The organism is Nostoc sp. (genome assembly GCF_035638895.1).
GTDB lineage: Bacteria > Cyanobacteriota > Cyanobacteriia > Cyanobacteriales > Nostocaceae > Nostoc.
On the sequence record NZ_DASQZC010000234.1, the window covers coordinates 1 to 4,598 of the forward strand.

Here is a 4,598-nt window from a genome sequence, read left to right on the forward strand (position 1 = left end):
AATCCTTCTAAACCAACGGGGCCGCGGGGAGGCATTTGTTGCGTACTAATTCCTACTTCTGCACCGAAACCATAGCGGAAACCATCAGCAAATCTGGTAGAACAATTGTGGAATATATTGGCTGAATTTACCAATCCCAAGAAAGTTTCCACAGATGCTGAATCTTCAGTAATAATCGCGTCAGTATGACGAGAACCATATTCGTTAATATGCGCGATCGCATCTTCTAAAGAATCTACAATCTTAATAGACAAAATAAAATCGCTATATTCTGTTTCCCAATCTATTTCTGTTGCAGGTACAATATTAGGCAAAAGTTCCAATGTGCGTTTATCACCTCTTAATTCTACATGGCGTTCTTGCAAAGCCTCAGCCACTTGTGGTAAAAACTCTGTAGCAATAGAGGCGTGAACTAGCAAAGTTTCAATTGCATTACAAACAGCCGGATATTGCGCTTTTGCATCTACTGTAATTGGAACTGCTTTAGAAATATCAGCCGCTTTATCTATATAAAGATGACAAATTCCATCGGCGTGACCTAATACAGGAATTCGTGTATTTTCTTGCACAAAGCGCACAAAAGAATTAGAACCTCTGGGAATAATTAAATCTACATATTTATCTAACTTCAAAAGTTCTAAAGTTTCTTCTCTAGTTGTGAGTAACTGTACCGCATCAGGGTTAACAGCAGTTTGAGATAATCCTTGTTTAATTGCCTTAACTATCGCTTCACAAGAACGTACCGCTTCTTTTCCACATTTGAGAATCACACCATTTCCCGATTTAATCGCTAAGGAAACAATTTGAATCGCCGCCTCTGGACGTGCTTCAAAAATAATTCCCAAAACACCTAAAGGACAAGTAATTCGCTTGAGAATTAAACCAGTGTCAAGTTCGCGGTGAATCTGCACTTTACCGATAGGATCGGCTAGCTTACCAACATCGCGTACTCCTGCGATCGCATCTCTTAATTTATGTTCATCCAACTGCAAGCGTTTATAAAGCGGTTTGGGAATTCCTTCAGCATCAGCAGCTTCACAATCAGCAATATTTGCTTGTAAAATGTCATCTCTAGCTGATTCTAAAGCTTGAGCGATCGCTTCAATTGCCTGATTTTTTGCCTCAGTGGAGAGAATCGCTAGTTTACTTGCAGCTTCGCGGGTTTGTCCTGCGATCGCAATTAGGGGAGAAACAATGTTAACAATAGTCATAGTACAAATCTTTACCTTTTCTTCATCTTATCAATCTGAGTCCATCATTGCTTATCGTCTTCCCCCAATCGGGTGAACCATTTGGGTAATTAATGATTACTCTGATCGGGTGAAGCAAAACTTGGTTCAAAACATTTATTCTATGATTATCCAACACGGCTAAACTAAAGGTACTAAGTTTACACCAATTAAAACATTATAAGTATTATCACATAGCTTATTTGAAAGTCCTAAAAATGATTTATGCGTACCGGAGACTAGAGAGACATCGTAATATATGTTTCTCTAGTCTTTTCCTTAAGTAAAGAATTTATACCGCCAATATTTGAATTTTTACAAAATTGTGATGACGAACGCTGGATCTATTGAGTATTGATGGATCAAATACCAGTTCCAATACGGTTCGTTTAACAATTGCATTTAAACAAAAATGCCTATAGAGAGAAGATAGGGCACAATGATCGTTGTGCCCCTACAAATAATTTATATTCCTTTCAATGATTCAGCCGTTTAATCTTCGTCAAGGGCTGGGAAAGCTTCTTCAAGCTGCCACAACCTATCTTTATTTTCAACGAACCAAATACGAGTTTCTGGAGTTAATTTACTCCAAATGTCTTCAACAGGGATGTGAGGAGATGCATATTGGTACTGCTGACCAAGTGATTTGAGATTTTCTGCCACATCACCGGGAATTCCGAATTGTTCCCAGTTAACTGTTATGTGTCTTCCCGAAACTCCGGCTGTGGGGTCGAAAACCAATTGTGCTGATCTGACTAAATCAGCGAAGTGTTTCGGTTTGAGTTTGGTGATCTCCTGAATTTGGAGGGATTCGTTATGCTCTTGAGACATTATCGCCGCAGTGGTAAAGATTAGTGATTCAGTTGAACTTACTGCCAGAGATTTTTATCCCAATATTTTTACTTTAGCGCAGAGCCATTAACTTGAGCATAACTTAACCACACAAAGAGTTTGAGCAAATTGTTTAAGGTAAACAAACTTCCGGTACAGTGTACCAGTACTTTTTAAGCTAGTGCAAGAGGGTTTGTAGTAAACACTTTAGTGTATGGAAAATAAGGCGTTGCTGATTCCATGTATGAAAATGATTTTGCATAATACCAAAATCCTTGTAGAGACGTAGCACTGCTACGTCTCTACATCCAGATTCATCCTTTAATTCAGCAATGCCGAAAATAAAGACTAAAGTCCTTACTACGAACATTTGACTAGTCCCGATTTTAGTGACGAGTGTAGGAACGCTCAAAGTGAGTTTTGAGTCTTTGAGCCATAGCGGACATTACAACTGCTGCTACAGAAAACGATATTGCGGCAATTTTAATTCTAGAATCATCTGCAAGTATCGCTACAGCAGCTAGAGCGATCGCTACCGCTATACAACTTTGCTTAACCCTATTTGTAACTTGATAAGCTCGATTGCAGGAACTACAAATAAGTGTGTGACGCGAGAATCTGTCTAACAAAATTGGCTTTGTATTCAACTCACCATTCTCAACATTTTTCCATGTGGAATAGCCTTGATAAAAAGGCAAAGATGACCCAAATTTATCTAGCCACCTGCGGTACTCAACTACTAATGTGTCAGAGGTTTTTAAAGGCAAATATAGTTCTTTTAGACTTGTTTTTAAGCGCTCAATTTCTGACTGTTGTCCCGCAATGAGAGGTAAATCCTGCTCTAATATTTTGTTGGTATTTAAGTGATCTAGCCAGCGTGGTCTTAGCTTGACTCCCCAAGTCATGAAATTACGATAACCTCTAGCTAAAAGACGGCATCGCCCTTTACCTAAAGGAATCGCATATAAAGCTAGTCCAAATGTCCAACCTCGTTCTTCAATATAAGCATTGTTCAAAACAAGAGTTGGAGCAACAAAATCAATATACTTCCAAGCTTCATTTGATTTATTAATTCCCCGCCACCTACCTCGAATTCCTTGAACCGAACTCTCTAGCACTTCCATTTCTAGCGGTTGGGCATTTTTGCGATTACTACCCCCTCTAGTGCCATGATGGCTAATAGCAACATGTGCCGGATCGGTAACGTTCTCTATTAGATATGTTTGGTCATAAGGCAGATTCAATATAAAGTCTGCACACACAAATCCCGGCTTATCTAAATCTGGTAAAATTGGAATATTTTCATCAACAGCAGTTTCTTTTTCACCAGCCCATACCCAAATCATGCCTTGACGTTCCACAACCTTAAAGGATTGCACGCAAGCATTGGCTGGAATTTTTGCATCTGCTGGTAATTGGGGAATGTGCAGACATTGACCATCACTACCAAACTGCCAACCGTGATATAAACACTCAATTTTGCCGTCAATAATTTGTCCTTCAGAAAGTTTGGCTGTACGGTGAGGACAACGATCTGTTAAACAGATAAACTGTCCATCTTTGTTTTTGAACAAAACCAAAGGTTCATCGTACAAGGAAAAGCTATGAGGGCAGTCGGTAGGTAAGTCTTGCACAAAGGTGACGGGATACCAGCATTGTCTCCAGTTAAATTCTTGCTTCTCTTCAAGCGTCTCAAAGGTAGAAGTTGGTGGTGTTGCCTGTAGTGTCTCTGTTTCTAATGACATATTTTTCTCCAGGTTTCTATAATTTTAGACCTTTGGATCAGCAAATTTTTAGTCCTAGAGACATTTCTAGGGTGAAACTTCAAAAATTAACAAAAAGAGAGCAAATTGGGGTTTGAATAAGTCAAAGTTCATTTTGCTTACGGAAAAAACCAAGATGAGAAAGCAAACTGGGGTTTGAGTAAGTAAAAGCTGCTTTTGCTTGCGGAAAACACCAAAATGAGAAAGCAAACTGGGGTTTGAGAAAACAAACACAGCTTTTGAGTAAGTCAAAGTTCATTTTGCTTGCGGAAAACACCAAAATGAGAAAGCAAATTGGGGTTTAAGTAAGTCAAAGTTCATTTTGCTTGCGGAAAACACCAAAATGAGAAAGCAAACTGGGGTTTGAGTAAGTAAAACCTCATTTTGAGAAAGCAATTTAAGTATTTTGATAAATTAAACAGGTATTTTTATAAAGCAATGAAGCTTTTTGATAAAGTAATCGGCAAATATACTTAACGATTAAAAATCGCGCCTGCACAAATGGAGTCCTACTGAAAAATTGCTGTATGTCACTTAATTTTCAACGATCGCGCGATTTCTCTATAACTTTCAATTTAGTGATTTGTTTATAGAGAAATTACCTCAGCTACTCATCTTCGATTAAAACTGTAACAGCAGCGATCGCAATCAACATTTCGTCATTTTTATCGTTGAGTTCGGGAATTGCCCGCCCTTGAACGATCATCCCCCCAGATTCTACGGTAAGACTTTTGCGACCAAATGGAAGTACAGCAAGTACCTCTTCTTCCCTAAC

Annotated in this window: 4 protein-coding genes; all 4 read right to left on the reverse strand. The window is 38.8% G+C overall.

Going from position 1 to position 4,598, the window contains the following annotated elements; all coding sequences use genetic code 11:
- Positions 1–1,211: glutamate-5-semialdehyde dehydrogenase (locus tag VE944_RS11160; RefSeq protein WP_324976629.1), on the reverse strand; the 1,211-nt coding region annotated here is incomplete at its 3' end.
- A 510-nt stretch (positions 1,212–1,721) separates the two neighbouring features.
- Entirely contained in the window at positions 1,722–2,060 is a 339-nt protein-coding gene (locus tag VE944_RS11165; RefSeq protein WP_324976632.1) for a hypothetical protein, read from the reverse strand.
- 386 nt (positions 2,061–2,446) lie between these two features.
- On the reverse strand, positions 2,447–3,805 hold the full coding sequence (locus tag VE944_RS11170; protein ID WP_324976634.1) for an aromatic ring-hydroxylating dioxygenase subunit alpha: 1,359 nt from the start codon (positions 3,803–3,805) through the stop codon (positions 2,447–2,449).
- 625 nt (positions 3,806–4,430) lie between these two features.
- A partial coding sequence (locus VE944_RS11175) for a Lin0512 family protein (RefSeq protein WP_324976637.1) occupies positions 4,431–4,598 on the reverse strand: 168 nt, incomplete at its 5' end.

Bases quoted from the DNA above. Each gene is read 5' to 3' on its own strand.
- VE944_RS11165 (WP_324976632.1), bottom strand. From the start codon at position 2,060: ATGTCTCAAGAGCATAACGAATCCCTCCAAATTCAGGAGATCACCAAA.
- VE944_RS11170 (WP_324976634.1), bottom strand. From the start codon at position 3,805: ATGTCATTAGAAACAGAGACACTACAGGCAACACCACCAACTTCTACC.